The sequence below is a fragment of the Thermosynechococcus sp. QS41 genome (assembly GCF_031583515.1).
Lineage (GTDB): Bacteria > Cyanobacteriota > Cyanobacteriia > Thermosynechococcales > Thermosynechococcaceae > Thermosynechococcus.
On record NZ_CP134181.1, the window covers coordinates 403,208 to 419,217 of the forward strand.

Genomic DNA, 16,010 nt, shown 5'->3' on the forward strand with positions numbered 1-16,010 from the left:
TTATGTCCCCTGTGGCGAGGAAAACCGCTGGCGATCGCCCCAATATTTCAAGGCCATGATTACCATCCCCATCACTGCCCCTAGAGCCAGTAACCAAATTAGCGAGAACATCGGATGCGCCGCAAAGGTCATGAGTTGGTAGTAAGCAGTGGCGACCCAGTAGGCCAATCCCGTTGTCCAAGCCGCTACAAAGATAGTCCAGCCCAAATTGGTTTCTCGATAGACGGCGGCAGTGGCCGATACACAGGGAAAGTAGAGCAAAACAAAGAGCAGGAAGGCGATCGCTGCCGTTGTCGTGCCAAACCGTTGTGCCATCTGGCCAAATGTTGTGTAGTGCACGCTCTGAAGTTCAGCTGCGGCTTCGAGGTTATCTGCCTCTTGCAACACATGGAACCCTAAAGGATCAAGCACCCGTTGCCCCAGCTCACTGAGATTTTTGGGAATGCTGAGCACCGCTTCCTTTAATCCCCCCCAAACTGAAAAGGGTTCTTCTGGTCTATCTCCAGCTTCAGTGCTTTGGGCTTCTTGGCGAGCTAACTCTGTATAGAGGGCATCCATCGTTCCCACCATCACTTCCTTGGCAAAGATCCCCGTAAAGAGTCCTACGGTTGCTGGCCAGTTGTCGGACTGAATCCCCATTGGCGAGAAAATCGGCGTAATTTGGCGACTAAAGGCGCTCAAAATTGATTGAGTACTATCCTTTTGGCCAAAGCGACCATCGGTGCCGACAGAGTTGAGCAGTCCGAGAATGACCACAAGGACGACAATCATCTTGCCCGCTCGACTAATAAAGGTTTTTAGCCGCTCCCAAGCCCGCAGGAGTACCCCTCTGAAGGTGGGTAAACGGTAGGGGGGCAATTCCATTACAAACGGAGCAATCTCTCCTTGAAAGAGGGTGCGCTTCATCAAGAATCCCGTGAAGATGGCTGCGGCAATTCCCACCACATAAAGCAAAAACACGATATTTTGGCCGCTGCGGGGGAAGAAAGCAGCAACAAACAGGGCATAGACCGGTAGGCGGGCACCACAGGACATAAAGGGATTCATCAAAATCGTCATCAGGCGATCGCGCCGATTCTCGAGTGTGCGGGTGGCCATAATGCCGGGGATATTGCAGCCAAAGGAAACCATCATCGGTACAAAGGACTTACCGGGTAAGCCCAGCCAGCGCATCAACCGATCCATGACAAAGGCTGCCCGTGCTAAATAACCAGAGTCTTCAAGAAGTGTGAGAAAAATAAAGAGCAAGCCAATTTGAGGAATAAATGTTGCCGTTGTTTGGATACCGCCCCCCACTCCCTCTGCCAGAAGACCAATGAGCCAACCGGGGGCATTAAATGTTTCCAGCACTTGGGTCGGCCAACCCACGACCAGCGTTCCGACACCAATATCAAAAAAGTCAATAAAGGCACCCCCCACGTTAATCGAGATGAGAAATATCAAGTACATGACGGCCAAGAAAATGGGAATTCCCAACCAGCGGTTGAGTGCAATGCGGTCAATGCGATCAGAGACTGTTGTTGTCAGGCGATCGCCCTGTTCCAGAACCTCAGCCATTAGGTGCTGAATCCAGCAATAGCGACTATCGGCAATCACAAGGTCTATGTCTTCTCCTAGGGTCTGGTGAATCCGCTCTCGCCATTGGCGCAGTGGTGCTACAACATCATTGGGAACTGATTCAATATATTGCAGCCAAGCCAAGGCCTGTGCCCGATTTTTGAGGCCTTGAGTCAGCAAATCAGCAATAGCCTCTTCAATCACAGGGGGTTGGGGCACACTAACGCTAGAAACAGGTGGTGCTGCCAAGGCAGTGCGAATAGTTTGCCGCAGTTGAGCAAAATGCTGTTGTTGTTTGGCACAAAAAGGCAGCACCGGTAGACCTAAGCGCTGGCTCAAGGCTGGGATATCCATCTTGATTTTGGTGGCACGAGCCACATCCATCATGTTGAGGACAAGGATAAGGGGGACTCCTAGATCAAGCAATTGTGATGTGAGGTAAAAATTGCGCTCTAAGTTAGCGGCATCCAGAATATTCACTACCAAGTCATATTCCCCCGCCAATAGAAACTTGCGGGCAATCTGCTCGTCTAAGCCAGTGCTATCCTCAGCATCGAGGGCATAGACCCCCGGTAGATCCACAACTTGGACAGTGATGTCGCGATCCCGATAGCGGCCTTCCTTGCGCTCAACAGTAACTCCTGGCCAGTTTCCCACCCGCTGATTTGCCCCCGTAAGACCATTGAAAATTGTTGTTTTGCCACAATTTGGGTTACCAATTAACGCAATTGTTGCTGCCATGTCACACTCCTTTGCTAGAGCAGATGGACTTTGAGAGCATCAGCTTCATCCTTACGCAAGCTCAAATGAAAGCCTCGCACCTTAATATCTGTGGGATCACCCAAGGGGGCATGGCGGACAACCTCAACTTCGGTGCCGGGGGTTAAACCCATGGCTAATAATTTGCGTTTGTAACTGGGGGTGGTAGGGGCATAGCCGATAATGCGCAGGCGAGCACCAAGGGGGGCACTGCGTAGGTTTACAGCTGCCAATTCCAGCTCTTTGAGCAAGATGTTTTGGGCTAGCTCGTGGTTCACACAAAACCGCTTTGAGTCAAGAGCCACCATGACTGCCCCGCGATCGCCCCGATGGAGGATGCTAATTATCGCCCCCGGTGCCAGACCCATCCCCAACAGTTGCTGGGTATTGCTGCACATTAATTTCACAATGCAGTAGCGATCGCCCACCTTAGCTTCAGCAAGAGAAATCAGATTAGACATGCCTCGTCTCCATCGCTGTCTTCGAGAGTGGGGGTCGGCGATATAGGTAAAGGGTGGCCACAAAGGTGATGACATATTGCATTTAATGATTTTTTGAAAGCTAATTATTGCATATGATTCTCAATTTATAGCACAGCTTTGCAGTGGCACCGTGACTTTAGCAAGTCTTAACCTATCTCCAATCATCCTAAGAGCTGAGCCTATTTGAAAGTTTTGGTGTGAATTTTGTCTTAAGTGAGATATTGAGACTTGCAATAAGTCTTTTATTGAGATGTCTAATCTCATAAGAGATTTTACAAAGAGCGTTTTTTATGGATGCGCAAAGCTCCTGCAAGTCACGGCGATCAAATCCGCTCAAAACGACGAAAGTCCCTATGGGTTTAGAAATCACCCTTGCTCATAAAGGCAGCTTGAAAATTTGCCTAAGTTTTGTCGTTAGCCAAGTTTTGATGCTGTTTTTCTGCGATTGGGTCATCTCCGCCTCGATAAAACAAATAAACAGGCCAGCGAGGTCAGAGCTTGTGATTGCCAAGTAGCGTTTGAACTCATTGGGTTTTTCAGGCCAATGGGGTAAGGTGTCATCCCCCGTTCCCAGCACTTTGGCAGCGACAATTAAATCGTAGTAATCCGTGTGGGTCATCCATATCGGGGAAAAGCCGAGCGTTGCCAATCAGGTAAAGGAGAGCGACTAGGATCGTTTTTCTGGTGCGGTAGAGCTGTCTCGGCGGGCAATGTTCTGCTGTGAGCAGATGAACAAGACGAATCAGGGCAAACACGCGACTTAAGGTGATCTCGAAGTCTGACCGTACTTGATGAGGGGGGATGTTCTTCTCCTTAAGGTTTACAGTTGCCATCCCCAGAGACAAGCGTTGCTATTAAACCCTTGGAAAACGGCTCTACCTGACTGGTTCTGTTTGACCGATTGTGGGTGCCGCAATAGAGCAGATTTTTCAAACTCCCTTCTGAAGAGGGTTTTCACTGCCTTAGTTTGAACTATGGACTAAAACTGGACTAAATTTCCTAGGTTGTGCCAACCGCTCCATCGCCATTGAGGAAAACCCCAGCAAGTGTTATCTTAGATAAGTTATCGGGATGTAGCGCAGCTTGGTAGCGCACTTCGTTCGGGACGAAGGGGTCGCAGGTTCAAATCCTGTCATCCCGATTGGTTAGCCTTAAACTGTTAAGATAGGTAAGAAATACCCTTGGATTTTCTTGTGCTATGACCTCGGCTGCATCCTCAGTTGCCCGTTCTGACTTAGCAGAATTGCGTCGTCTCAAATCTCTCTTGCCACCAGAGCTGCAAAGCTGGGTGACGATCGAACCGGCCAGTGGGGTGAATCCTCCCCTCATTACCTGCGAAGAAATTGGCAAAGATGAGGTGGAGATTCAAATTGATTTAGCCCGTTGGGATCAATTGGCCAAGGATCAGCGCAATCTCCTCTTTTGGCATGAGGTCGCCCGCATTCAAAATGACACGATTCCCCGCGATGGCTGGGAGATGGCAGCACTGGCGATTGGTTTAGGGGGTGCTGTGGGAGAACTCTGGGTGCAGGATGGCCTGTTGCTGCTGCTTGCCCTTGGGCTGTGTGGCTTTTCGGGCTGGCGGCTCTACCAGCGCAATAATGGTGAAAAGGTTCTCAAGGAAGCCATTGCTGCTGATGAGCGGGCGATCGCCCTTGCGACTCGTTTTGGCTATGAACTCCCTAACGCCTACAAAAGCCTTGGCAGTGCCCTCAAGCTCCTAATTGAGCAAGCCCCCAATCGCCGCCAACGCAAACGCTATGAGATGCGTCTGCAAGCCCTGAAAAAAAGTGCGGCCAAAGCCAAAGCCCGCATGCAGGCCATGCAAAACGACACTCCAGCAGAATCTTAATCATGGCTCGGCCAAAACGCCAACTGCTGCTGCCAACCCTCATTCTCCTATGGACAGTGGCCAGTCTAGGGTTTATGGCGCAGTGGGATTTACATCCTGTCCTGCGGTACTATGGCTGGGTCTTCACGGCGCAAGTTGCCTTTTTGATTTTCTTTGCGCCAGCGATCGCCCGACAGCTCAGGGGTACCAAACGTTCCCAAAAAAATGAAAGCCTGCCTTGAATTCATAAAAAACCCTCGATCGCTCTGACCGAGGGCAGCACCTATGGCTCAAGAGGGGAACTATTGCAATTAATTTTCAAGAGCTGGATTGAGAAAAGTCTCCAATTGTTTGAAATTGAATCCCATGGCGCGCAGGGCATGCCAAAGGTGACCCTGTAGGAAGAAAAAGGCAAGGAAGAAGTGGGCATTGGCCAACCAAGCCCGCGGGGTATGCTGCCCAAGGGGTAAATCAATGGTGTCCGCAAAGTAGGGAGCAATTCCCAGTTTCACTTCTAGGGGTGGTCCGTAAAACTCTACGGGATAGGCGAGGGTATTCACCGCACAAAAATAGGCCGCCACAAATCCCGCGAGGGCAATGCCGCCAAGGGAGTAGGAAAGGATAGCTTCAGCATTAAACATCAGCACTTTCCGTGCCCAATTCAGCGGCGGCACAAGAATATGCCAAATGCCACCCGCAATGAGCAAGAGGGCAACATAGATATGCCCGCCCACGAGATCTTCCAAATTGTTAATACTGGCGAAGTGGGTTTGATAGCCATAGATGACAAAGGGATCCAAGGTGGGCTGGGTGACAAGGCGTACCGTCTGCAAATTGGCATCGTACAACCCGCCCCAGATGGTTGCTTTGAGCACTAATAGCAAGGCACCAAACCCTAAAAAGAGCAAATGATGCCCCAAAATAATCCCCAGTTGTTTCGGATCGTCCCAGCGGAAATGGAAGCGCCGCGCCCGCCCTGTGGCGGTACTGAGATCGTGAGGGGCACGAAAGGTATGAAAGAGGGCACCCGCACCCAGTACGGCTGAGGAAATGAGATGCACGGCGCCAATGACAAAGTAGGGGTACAGATCCACAACTTTACCGCCCTCGCCAATGCCAAACCCTAAGGTCGCTAAATGGGGCAGCAAAATCAAGCCCTGTTCCCCCATGGGTAGATCGGGTTTGTATTGGGAAATTTCGTAGAGCGTAAAGGCACCCGCCCAAAAGACAGTTAGCGCTGCTTGCGCCACATGGGCAGCAATAAATAGACCCGACAGGTTCACGAATCGGGCATTGCCTGCCCACCAGTCGTACTTGACATTGGCTTGGCCATAGGTTTGTAAACCTGCACCTGTTGGTGGTGGTGTAGTCACAGAGGTTGGGGATTCACTGGCGATCGCCATACATTCCTCCTTCGATAAACGCATAATATCGACGCTGAACTTATTGAGGATAAATCTCAATAAAGCCTAGGCCTACTATAGCACCACTATTGAGAATTATTAGCATCTGGCAAGGATAAAATGTAAAGATATGTAACTCCCCTCCAGCGGCAATCTGTATCTCCGAGAACTTGAGCAAGATCAAGCCAAGGCAGTAGGGTAATAGCAATAGGCTGTTGGCGAGCAAGTATGGCCATTTTGCTTTATCACGACGACGTGGCAACGGCAGCAACGTTGGTCTCCATCTTGACCACTGCGGATCATCGGGTGGATGTCGTTGCTCGCTCTGAAGACCTCTGGGGACTATTGGCCAGTAGTCGCTATCACCTATTGATTGTGGATGAGTCCCATTTAGGCACGGCAGTTGAGGCCTTTTGCCAGCAGGTGCGCGATCGCGGGTTTCAAGAGCCAATTTTGATTCTTACCCGCAAGGATTGGCCAACCCAGCCAGAAACCCAAGTGATTTATTACCACTATCCCTGCTCCCCAGCAGCGCTCCTTGAAATCGTCCAGCAGCTCCTCAGCGCGATCGCCACCTCCAAGCCTGACAATCATAACGACTCAGGCCTGCCCCTTGTCCTGCACATTGATAACGACGCCGAGTTAGTTCGCTCCCTTGAGGAGCACTCCGTTGATGGTGGGTTCCGCTACGTCGCAATGGATAGCTGGCCGCTGGTCAACACCTTACTTGAGGAATGCTGGCCCAATGCTGTCATTCTCAATCCTGAAGTGATGCCTGATGAGGTAACCACCCGCGAGTTCTTGCAGCAGTTGCGGCAACATCGTCCCCCCATCCCCGCCCTAGTATTTACTGCCCGTGACACCTGGCGCGATCGCCTCGCCGCCATTCGCCTTGGCTCACGGATCACCTTGAGTAAGCCTGTTGATCTTGAGCGACTCTTGCAGACTCTCGAACAGTTACTGCAACCTCAAGAAATGACCTCCGCTAGTATCCTGACCGTGGATGATGACGCCGTCACCCTAGCCATCTTGAAACGGCTCTTGGAACCCTGGGGAATGAGTGTCACCTCCCTTCAGGATCCCGATCAATTTTGGGATGTCCTAGAGGCCACCAACCCCGAATTGGTTATTCTCGATGTCCAAATGCCCGGCATTAACGGCCTAGAACTCTGCCAAGTGGTGCGCAATGATCCCCACTGGAACCAGCTGCCAATTCTTTTTCTTACCGCAACCACCGATCCAGCCCTTGTCACCCAACTCTTTGCCGCTGGCGCCGATGATTTTGTTAGCAAGCCAATTGTCGGCCCTGAGCTAATGACGCGGATCATCAATCGCCTAGAGCGCACCCGCCTCCTGAAACGCTTGGCAGAGGTAGATCCCCTCACGGGATTGAGCAATCGTCGTAAAGCCACAGAAGAGATTGAACGCTTTTTGACCCTTGCCAACCGCCAACAGCAAACTCTTTGCATCGCCGTTTTGGATTTAGACCATTTCAAACGCATCAATGACACCTATGGTCACGACGTTGGCGATCAGGTATTGGTGACCACCGCTCGAATGTTGCGACAGTCCCTACGGATGGAAGATGTCGTGGCTCGCTGGGGTGGCGAAGAATTTTTAATTGCCCTCTATGATATTTCCCTTGATGTGGCCAAACACCGCCTTGCCATCTGTTTACAGCGATTGCGCAACCATACCTTCCACGCCCCCAACCATGACAGCTTCAAGGTGAGTTTTAGTGCCGGCATCAGTCAGTTTCCCACCCACGGGGAGACCTTACTACAACTGGTGAAGATAGCCGATGATGCCCTCTATGCCGCTAAGGCAGCGGGACGTTCTCAGATTGCCACGGCGCCAAAGGAGATGTCTCCAGAGCTGGCCAATGCTTCCCCCCAACAGGAATAAGCTATCCTATAGGAGCACCCTCATTCTTAGTAAGACTTGGCGTCAGCACCGTTAACTGCTCTGAATGTATGAACCTTGAGGCGTCCCCTGCGCAAAATGCCACGATTCTACTGGTAGATGACGACCCTAATCTTGTCCTCTTGGTCAAGGATTACCTTGAGATGCAGGGGTATCGTGTACTGACGGCAGCCCATGGCAACGAAGGTCTGGCAATTCTGCAGCAGCAGACGCCCGACTTAATTATTTGTGATGTGATGATGCCCCAGATGGATGGCTATAGCTTTGTCAGTGCAGTGCGACAACAAACACACCTCAGTTGGTTACCGGTGCTCTTTCTCTCGGCCAAGGGGCAAACCCACGATCGCATCAAAGGGTTGCAAACCGGCGGTGATGTTTACCTAGTCAAGCCCTTCGAACCGGATGAACTCCTCGCCCAAATCCAAGCCCTCCTCAAACAAACGGCTCGCCTGCGGGAAGCGCAACGACTGCAATCCCCTCCTGCGCCTACACCACCCCCCGGTGTCGAACTCACTCCCACAGAAACCCGAATTCTCCAATACGTTGCCCGCGGAATGTTGAATCGTGAAATTGCGGCAGAACTACATGTCAGTCAGCGTACCGTAGAAAGCCATGTCAGCAATATTTTGGGTAAAACCGGCTGCCATAATCGCACTGAATTGGCTCGCTGGGCGATCGATTACCATTACGTGTAACATACTCTCGACGATCGCGGGGCTTCCCACCTAGTCGCTAAACCCATATCACCGCTGCATGTGTTCTGCCAATAGGGCTTGGGCGCGGGGTTTATAGAGCAGATAGAAGAGTGCCTCCATATAGCGCATCATGTCTTCGCGGTTTTCTTGGGAAGAGAAGTTCCAGAAGCCGTAGATCTTGGCAAGGGAAAGCAGGCGTGTACAGTGAATTTTCCAAGTGTAGGTGCTATAGACCCGCTGGATACCCGCTTTGGAAATTCGTTGCCACTGCTGCGGATCGCGATCGCAAGCCTCTATAAAGCGGCGGATAGTCTCCGCCATTTCTTCTAGGTGGGTTGGGTTGATATAAAAACCATTCACCCCATCTTGGATAATTTCCAGAGGGCCACCAAAGCGGGTACCAAAGGTGGGCAGACCACTGATCATGGCTTCCAAAATCGTCAGGCCAAAAGCTTCAAACAACGCCGGCTGGACAAAAATCCCTTGGCGATCGGCAATGATGCGGTAAACTTCCCCCGAATCTGCTTTCGGTAAACGAATCCCTAGCCAGCGAATCTTACCGTGGAGATTGTACTCGTGGATGATTTGATAGAGCTTCTCAATTTCGGCGATTTCCTCGCGATCGCTGGAGTCTTCGGTACGCAATTTCCCTGCCACCAAAATTAAATTACACCGCTCTTGCAGTTCTTTGCTGCGGCCAAAGGCTTCTGCCAGTCCTGTGAGGTTTTTAATCCGATCCAGCCGTGCCATCGAAAAGAGAGGGCGTTTGTTCGGATTTTCTAAGTAACCATAGATCTGCTGCGGATCCTCAAGGGTAAAGAGCAGTTCCTCCAACCGCTGGCGATCGCCCTCTAGCCGCTCCGTATAGTGGTAGTAGGGAAAGTAAACCTGTTCATTCACCCCCGGTGGCACCACATTAAATTTCGGGCTAAAGAGTTCAATGCCATTCACCACATGGTACAGGTCAGGCATCGTAAAGGATTGATAGGACTCGTACTGGCCAATGCTATCGGGCGTCCCCACAATCTCTTGGTAGGTACTACTGATGATGAAGTTGGCAGCATTCATGGCAATCAGATCCGCCGTAAATTGCATTGAGAAGTGATATTTATCCTCTAAGTCCTGCCAGTAGAGGTTACTAAAGAGGTACTTGGATTTCTCGAGGGCATGGGCAATGTTGCATTGGGTCACCTTCATTCGCCGCGCCAGCAAAAAAGCCACCAAGTTGCCATCGGAATAGTTACCAATAATTAAATCGGGCACATGGCCAAATTCCGCCCGCAACTCCCGCTCCGCGTCAATGGCAAAGGTTTCCAAATAGGGCCAGATTTCAAAGCGAGAAATCCAGTTTTGGGTCACCTTGGGATTAAATTCCCGAAACGGCACCCGCAGGATCCAGGCGTTGTTGGTGCCGTAGATTTTCTCTAGGCGTTGGTTGCACAGCGTCCCTTCGGCATTGGGAATCAGGCGAGTCAGGACAATAATTTTAGGCCGTGCCTCCAGTACCCCCAGCCCGGCCAGTTCTAAATCCTCCCGCATTTGTTTTTCGAGGCTTTTCACTTGATCGAGGATATAGACCACCTGCCCGCCGGTGTCGGGTCGCCCCAGCACCCCCTCTTGGCCAAACCAGCCGTGGGGAGAAATGAGGGCAATGCGAAAGAGCATCGGAATCCGCGAGACAAAGGCCTCTAGCACTTGGTGATCGGGCGAATCTAAGAGTTGATCTAAAATTTCTAGGGTGTCGCGTACCCGTGCCGCCGTATTGCCCCAACCCGGTTCAAAGCCCAGATTTTGGAGTTCAAAGCGAAACTCACTGTAGGCCTCGTCGGAGGCGCGATCGCTCAGTGCCACTAGGGCTTGTTTGACCTGTTCTGAGAGGTGTTGAGGAGAGCGAATCCGCTCATTAATCAGAAGTTGATAGCCGTTATAGCGGTGAATTTGCAAAAAGTTAAAGAGGTTCTGCTGCCACTGGCGCGGGTCTTGGAAAAGCTTGCTGGATAAATAGCGATTGAGAAATTCCACCCCCTTACCGATATTCTTGGCATCACGGATAATTGGCGAGTAGTCATAGAAGGGCTGGACATCAATTTCAAAAACATCCCCCTCATTGGGATGGTACCGATTGACTAGGCGATCGCGCAGATCCAGTAGCTCTGGAATTGTCATCGGCACGATCGTCAAATCCTCCACCAGTAGCCGACACACCTCCTGCTGCGCAATCCGTGGCCGAATAATCCAACACAGACTTTCGTTGTCAACAATGATCTCTTGGGTATAGAACACCAGCTTGCTGAGGCGGGATTCGAAGGGTGTGGGGACAGGGCGATCGAGGTCGCGACAGTAATCTGCAAAGGCGCCCAAAATATCATTGCGCAGGAGATAGCGTTTTTCCCCTAGTTGCAGGATGCGTGAAAATTGGCGCAGATCGGCACGTTCATCACTTTCAACAACGGATTTGAGGAGCACAGAGGTCATCGGCAAACTCACAACACGGCTTTTACCTGAGACGGCACAGCGGCTCAAGTCGTTTCTATTCTAGGTTTCTCCCTGAATGGGGTCAATTTTGCGCTAGCGATCGCCGGATTTGGCCATAGTTCCACAATCCAAACACTAACCACAGGCCTAACAGCCCGCCCGTGAGCGCCAGTACAGGCACCACACCAAAATTACGGATCAGAATTGGTGCCGCCGCCGTAAATAACCCACCGCCGACAATCGGCTCAAAGAGAATCTGTTTGTAGGCAAAACTTTCCAAGGCGCCCGATTGGTTGTGGGGATCCACCATACGAATCAGCAATAGCCCAGTAGATGTCACCCCCATCGATTGCCCCATGTCGCCAATTCCCCGCTCAAACCAGAACATGGGCAAAATTCGCGGCGCTAAATAGAGCATGACAAAGAGATTCCAAGCAATTCCCCCCACACTCAAGAGGAGAAAGGGAATGAGATTTTCACCAATGGCGGCTAAAGAGAGGGTGGCCAAGGCGGTAATAATCGTCACATCCAAGGCGACACCGCCAATACGGTTAATCAGTGGCCGGCTAATCAGGTACTGTTTGCGCCAACGGGTCAGGATGAGCTGCACAATAATGCCACCGATCAGCGCCAAGGGAAATAGGGGCACATAGGCCATGAGCTTTAAACCCGTTTGTCCCCAAGTGAGACGCTCTAGGAGTCGCAGCGCTTCAAGAATCACCCAGCCCACAATAATCGCCAAACCCACAAAACAGAAATTTAATGACAAAGGATCAATGAGTAACTCCCGCAGCAGTTGTCGCCGCCGTTGCCGTGTTTCTAGGTCATCGTGGGGATGAGGGTCGAGATTCTCCGCGGTTTCAGAGTCCACCAAGGGTTTGATCTGCAAGCGTCCTGTGCGCCGTGCCCAGTTGATCAGTGCCACTCCAAAAACCACCCCAGAGACTAAGCCCACAGTGGCCAAGCCCAAGGCCATATCAGCCCCAGCGGTAAAGTTTAACTCCCTAAAGGTATCGGCCATGCCAGCAGCAGTCCCATGCCCCCCCTCAAAGGTGATCTCAATCAGGGCACCAGCAATTGGATCCATGCCAAATACAGGAGTGAGAACAAGCAACGTCAGCAGCAGCCCCACCACGTATTGCCCCCAAGCCAAAATCTGACCAAAGGCGACCTGCGGTGAAGCTTTCTGCCAAATTTCCCGAGGGCTAGGGATGATCTCCCCTAGAAATAGACAGGCAAAAACTATGTTGATGAAAATACTGGGGGACTGCTGCCAAACTTCGCGGATGTCTTCGGCAAAAAGACCGTTCCCTAAACCGGAGTTGGGAGCAATTTGACTGGCGATCGCCCCAAGGACACTAGGGCCAAGAATGAGTCCCAAAACGCCCGCAATGACTGAACTGGGCATATAGAGCGATCGCATCAGTGCCCAACGCTGCCGCACAATTCGCCCCAACAGCAGCAAAACACCAATAAAAATAAACGCCCAGAAAACCGTAATCAGCCTAAACATCTGCCATGCCAACTCTGAAGATTGTCGTGATCATAGAGCCTGCAACCGTAGGACTCAACCCCTCACAAGTTCGTGGCTGCGCAACCAATCCAAAAGCAACGCATTGACGCGATCGGGCTGCTCATCGTGGGGACAGTGCCCCGTGTGATCCAACTCCACCACCTGCATCCTTGGTTGTACCTGTTGAAACTGCTGGCTCAGCATTGGCGGGATGAAGCGATCCTGTCGTCCCCAAATCAGCAATAGGGGTTGGGGCACGCTCTTGAGCATTGTCTTGGCACTCGGCCCAAAGTCCGTGCGGCTCATGGCGCGAATGATTTGCCCAAAGGCGCGATCGCTATCACGGTCATAGGCAGGGGTGAGCAGGATGTCCAGCAATTCATCATCCACACAGTTGGGGTTGGCGTAGGCCAATTGTGCCCAACGCTTGACAATGAAGGGACGGCGAATCGTGTAAAAAAGGGTGCGCAGCAGCCAAGGAGCCGTAAAAATCTGTTCAATTCCGCTCACAAGGGGAGCGATCGCCCTCGGAATCAACTCCTCGCGCACCGCTGGATCCGGCAGACTTAGCATCACCACCCCCGCCGCCATCTGCGGATAGCGATAAGCACAGGTCAGGGCAATCAACGCCCCAATGGAGTTGCCAACAATCACCGCTGGCTGCCCGACAATCTTTTGCCAAAAGGCATGAACCTGAGCCGCCCAAAACTCAGCCCCATAGGCCGCAATGGGCTTTTCTGCTGCCCCCAATCCTATTAAATCGAGAGCATAGGTCGGCTGATAGTCTCCCAAAACCCGAAGATTGTATCGCCAATGCCGTAGAGACGCCCCAAAGCCGTGGAGCAAAATCACTGGAGATCTCCCCTTCTTCTCATCTACAGCAGCAGGCCACCAAAAGCTATAGCGACTCTGCCATCCTCGCCAGCACCACTCCCGCTCGACGCCATAACGATAGGGGTCTACCAGTTGTCTCATGCACCTATTCGTCCAATAATGACTTCTATCTTAGTTATGAAGTTTTGCAACAGGTTCATCCAACCCCAAAAAGGAGTTCCACATTGAGTCCATCACCGACAGTACAGACAAAGGATGCGATCGCCCCCCACGGCGGTATCCTCGTCAATCGGATTCTCTCCTCCGAACAAAAACAGGCGTGGCTCGCCCGTGCCGATCAATTGCCCCGCATTACCCTTGATGAGCGCGCTGTCTCCGATTTAGAACTCATCGCCATTGGTGGCTTTAGTCCTCTGACGGGGTTTATGGGACAGGCCGACTACGAGCGGGTCGTTGAAGAAATGTACCTTGCCAATGGTTTGCCTTGGTCAATTCCCATTACCCTCTCTGTCAGTGCGGAGGTGGCTGCTCGCCTAGAAATTGGCCAAACCATTCGCCTCGATAACGCAGCGGGTCAGTTTTTGGGTATTCTCGAACTCACCGAAAAATATACCTATGACAAACGCCGTGAGGCGCGCTGTGTCTATCGCACTGAAGATGACAAACACCCCGGTGTCAAGGTGGTCTATGAACAGGGAGAAGTCAACCTTGCAGGCCCGATTTGGCTCCTAGAGCGGCATCCCCATCCCCAATTTCCCAACTACTGCATTGATCCGGTGGATTCCCGTGCCCTCTTCCGTGAAAAAGGTTGGCGCACCATTGTGGGGTTCCAGACCCGCAATCCGATCCACCGCGCCCACGAATATATCCAAAAATGTGCCCTTGAAATCGTCGATGGTCTCTTTTTGCATCCCCTCGTAGGTGCCACCAAGGAGGATGACATTCCCGCCGATGTGCGGATGCGCTGCTATGAAATCATGCTCGAGCACTACTTCCCCAAAGATCGGGTGATTCTGGCCATTAATCCGGCAGCCATGCGCTATGCAGGGCCACGGGAAGCGATTTTCCATGCCCTCGTCCGTAAGAACTACGGCTGTACCCATTTCATTGTTGGTCGCGATCACGCGGGTGTGGGGGACTACTACGGCACCTACGATGCCCAACATATCTTCGATGAATTTGATCCAGCAGCCTTGGGGATTATTCCCTTGAAATTTGAGCATGCCTTCTACTGCACCCGCACCCAGTCTATGGCCACCAGTAAAACCAGTCCCAGCAAACCCGAAGAGCGCATTCACCTCTCAGGGACAAAGGTACGGGAAATGCTGCGCCGGGGCGAATTGCCACCTCCAGAGTTTTCGCGTCCAGAAGTAGCAGCAGAACTGGCACGCGCCATGCGACAACCGCAACTCACGCCATAGCCTAAACATAAAACGAGGGGGTCAAGCTGATGGCAGCAAGACCCCTAACGAAGTTAGCAATGACGAAGTAACTCAACAACTAACGTGGACAAAACGTGGTTTTAGCTGGCGATCAAAACCCCCACTAGGCGATCTCAACCGATCAAGCTTGGAGCATGGACACTAGGTAATGGATTGCTGTCAACGTTGACGACCTTGGATACTAGGAGGTTACCTAGCTTTGCCTTAACTCCCATGGACGACAGGATGGGGACTTCGGCAGTAACCACACAAACGATAAGGCTGGATAAAGCGAGAGGACAACTATACAACGGTGAAGCTCAAAGGATTGGTTTTGATATTACTCGCAAGACAGGAGTGAGATTTATCTTGGAGTAACTTTGCTTTATCCCGAACTCAAGGACTGGGAGGCACAAGCCTTAAGTTCACTCTTATCGTTAACCTTTCTTTCTGTGCCTACTTTTAAGTTAGCATAGGCCTTTGGGAATGCTCAAATGTTAACGGGAAATTCAATATCTGAAATATTCCTTAACTGATTCTGAAATATGCCGTTAGATTCAGTGGTTGCAACCTTTTGGTGGTACCCTTAGCGCTGAGCGTTATTTCTAGGTTTTAACAGTTTGGGCGATCGCCCCAAGCTCATAAAAAACTGCACCAGCCCCATGATTGCCGCTATGGCGGAGCTGATGCGGAAGGAATACCAGTTATTTTTACCTGTAAAGTCTCTACAGGGATTCTGCTTGCGGAAGACAGTAACTAACTCTTACGGGAGGGTGTTCCCGTGAAGGGCTGTGCTCCTGTGGAAGGATAGTGATCATTGCGAGGGGTGAAGATGCGCCCAAATGCCTCCATCAAAAAGACCATCATACTTTGCAGTTTCTCACGTAGTGCTTTTAACATAGGTCAACTCCTAAAGAAAGCGATTTAGGCTTCAGCCTTTGGCTTAATGATTGAACACCGCAGGAAAAACTTGAAACTTGCTCTACCGGAGCAACGGAATCGGACTTTGCCTCAAGATCATTAGGTACAGCCCTTTTCACATGAATGGAACACACTCAAAACAACTAAGGCTCCTATAGAGGAGGTTCATTTCCCCTTATGCAGCCCGTACTTAGAA

General features: G+C 51.4%; 13 protein-coding genes and 1 tRNA gene. 6 read left to right on the forward strand and 8 right to left on the reverse strand.

The genetic code is table 11. The features are described from left to right. The 3 genes from feoB to RHJ80_RS01900 form a co-directional block, all read right to left on the reverse strand. On the reverse strand, positions 1-2,298 hold the full coding sequence (feoB, locus tag RHJ80_RS01890; RefSeq protein WP_310801357.1) for a Fe(2+) transporter permease subunit FeoB: 2,298 nt from the start codon (positions 2,296-2,298) through the stop codon (positions 1-3). A gap of 14 nt (positions 2,299-2,312) precedes the next feature. Continuing rightward, entirely contained in the window at positions 2,313-2,852 is a 540-nt protein-coding gene (locus RHJ80_RS01895; RefSeq protein WP_399364497.1) for a ferrous iron transport protein A, read from the reverse strand. A gap of 322 nt (positions 2,853-3,174) precedes the next feature. Then, the gene (locus tag RHJ80_RS01900) at positions 3,175-3,417 is read right to left on the reverse strand and encodes a hypothetical protein (RefSeq protein WP_310744014.1); all 243 of its coding nucleotides are present in this window, start codon (positions 3,415-3,417) and stop codon (positions 3,175-3,177) included. Positions 3,418-3,865: 448 nt separating this feature from the next. Here RHJ80_RS01900 and RHJ80_RS01905 point away from each other — a divergent pair. The 3 genes from RHJ80_RS01905 to RHJ80_RS01915 all read left to right on the forward strand — a co-directional run bounded on the left by RHJ80_RS01905 (position 3,866) and on the right by RHJ80_RS01915 (position 4,871). Further along, a tRNA-Pro gene (locus tag RHJ80_RS01905) sits at positions 3,866-3,939 on the forward strand. 57 nt (positions 3,940-3,996) lie between these two features. Next, positions 3,997-4,650 (forward strand): DUF3318 domain-containing protein, encoded by a 654-nt coding sequence (locus RHJ80_RS01910; RefSeq protein WP_302678700.1) that lies wholly within the window; start codon positions 3,997-3,999, stop codon positions 4,648-4,650. A 2-nt stretch (positions 4,651-4,652) separates the two neighbouring features. Then, positions 4,653-4,871 carry a hypothetical protein gene (locus tag RHJ80_RS01915; protein WP_206200833.1) on the forward strand — a complete coding sequence of 73 codons (219 nt, stop codon included), beginning with the start codon at positions 4,653-4,655 and terminating at the stop codon, positions 4,869-4,871. A gap of 69 nt (positions 4,872-4,940) precedes the next feature. Here RHJ80_RS01915 and RHJ80_RS01920 read toward each other — a convergent pair whose 3' ends face one another. Continuing rightward, positions 4,941-6,032: a chlorophyll a/b binding light-harvesting protein gene (locus RHJ80_RS01920; RefSeq protein ID WP_302679141.1), complete on the reverse strand. Its 1,092-nt coding sequence runs from the start codon at positions 6,030-6,032 to the stop codon at positions 4,941-4,943. A 228-nt stretch (positions 6,033-6,260) separates the two neighbouring features. On the opposite strand from RHJ80_RS01920, the gene RHJ80_RS01925 reads away from it, so the two are divergent. Together RHJ80_RS01925 and RHJ80_RS01930 are read left to right on the forward strand one after the other, a co-directional pair. After that, positions 6,261-7,937, forward strand: coding sequence for a diguanylate cyclase (locus RHJ80_RS01925; protein ID WP_206200834.1), 1,677 nt, complete (start codon positions 6,261-6,263; stop codon positions 7,935-7,937). 68 nt (positions 7,938-8,005) lie between these two features. Beyond that, entirely contained in the window at positions 8,006-8,650 is a 645-nt protein-coding gene (locus RHJ80_RS01930; protein WP_206200835.1) for a response regulator transcription factor, read from the forward strand. A 48-nt stretch (positions 8,651-8,698) separates the two neighbouring features. Here RHJ80_RS01930 and RHJ80_RS01935 read toward each other — a convergent pair whose 3' ends face one another. The 3 genes from RHJ80_RS01935 to RHJ80_RS01945 form a co-directional block, all read right to left on the reverse strand. Continuing rightward, positions 8,699-11,125: a sucrose synthase gene (locus tag RHJ80_RS01935; RefSeq protein WP_310801358.1), complete on the reverse strand. Its 2,427-nt coding sequence runs from the start codon at positions 11,123-11,125 to the stop codon at positions 8,699-8,701. Positions 11,126-11,207: 82 nt separating this feature from the next. Next, positions 11,208-12,638 carry a sodium/glutamate symporter gene (locus tag RHJ80_RS01940; protein WP_310801359.1) on the reverse strand — a complete coding sequence of 477 codons (1,431 nt, stop codon included), beginning with the start codon at positions 12,636-12,638 and terminating at the stop codon, positions 11,208-11,210. A 54-nt stretch (positions 12,639-12,692) separates the two neighbouring features. Beyond that, positions 12,693-13,613 (reverse strand): alpha/beta fold hydrolase, encoded by a 921-nt coding sequence (locus tag RHJ80_RS01945; RefSeq protein WP_206200838.1) that lies wholly within the window; start codon positions 13,611-13,613, stop codon positions 12,693-12,695. An 83-nt stretch (positions 13,614-13,696) separates the two neighbouring features. On the opposite strand from RHJ80_RS01945, the gene sat reads away from it, so the two are divergent. Next, the gene (sat, locus tag RHJ80_RS01950; protein WP_302678705.1) at positions 13,697-14,893 is read left to right on the forward strand and encodes a sulfate adenylyltransferase; all 1,197 of its coding nucleotides are present in this window, start codon (positions 13,697-13,699) and stop codon (positions 14,891-14,893) included. Between the two features lie 756 nt (positions 14,894-15,649). Here the strand turns inward: sat and RHJ80_RS01955 are convergent. Then, entirely contained in the window at positions 15,650-15,793 is a 144-nt protein-coding gene (locus RHJ80_RS01955) for a hypothetical protein (RefSeq protein ID WP_181495457.1), read from the reverse strand. Positions 15,794-16,010: the final 217 nt, after the last annotated feature.

Coding starts and splice junctions, on each gene's coding strand:
- feoB (WP_310801357.1), bottom strand. CDS start 2,298: ATGGCAGCAACAATTGCGTTAATTGGTAACCCAAATTGTGGCAAAACA.
- RHJ80_RS01895 (WP_399364497.1), bottom strand. CDS start 2,852: ATGTCATCACCTTTGTGGCCACCCTTTACCTATATCGCCGACCCCCAC.
- RHJ80_RS01900 (WP_310744014.1), bottom strand. CDS start 3,417: ATGACCCACACGGATTACTACGATTTAATTGTCGCTGCCAAAGTGCTG.
- RHJ80_RS01910 (WP_302678700.1), top strand. CDS start 3,997: ATGACCTCGGCTGCATCCTCAGTTGCCCGTTCTGACTTAGCAGAATTG.
- RHJ80_RS01915 (WP_206200833.1), top strand. CDS start 4,653: ATGGCTCGGCCAAAACGCCAACTGCTGCTGCCAACCCTCATTCTCCTA.
- RHJ80_RS01920 (WP_302679141.1), bottom strand. CDS start 6,032: ATGGCGATCGCCAGTGAATCCCCAACCTCTGTGACTACACCACCACCA.
- RHJ80_RS01925 (WP_206200834.1), top strand. CDS start 6,261: ATGGCCATTTTGCTTTATCACGACGACGTGGCAACGGCAGCAACGTTG.
- RHJ80_RS01930 (WP_206200835.1), top strand. CDS start 8,006: ATGAACCTTGAGGCGTCCCCTGCGCAAAATGCCACGATTCTACTGGTA.
- RHJ80_RS01935 (WP_310801358.1), bottom strand. CDS start 11,125: ATGACCTCTGTGCTCCTCAAATCCGTTGTTGAAAGTGATGAACGTGCC.
- RHJ80_RS01940 (WP_310801359.1), bottom strand. CDS start 12,638: ATGTTTAGGCTGATTACGGTTTTCTGGGCGTTTATTTTTATTGGTGTT.
- RHJ80_RS01945 (WP_206200838.1), bottom strand. CDS start 13,613: ATGAGACAACTGGTAGACCCCTATCGTTATGGCGTCGAGCGGGAGTGG.
- RHJ80_RS01955 (WP_181495457.1), bottom strand. CDS start 15,793: ATGTTAAAAGCACTACGTGAGAAACTGCAAAGTATGATGGTCTTTTTG.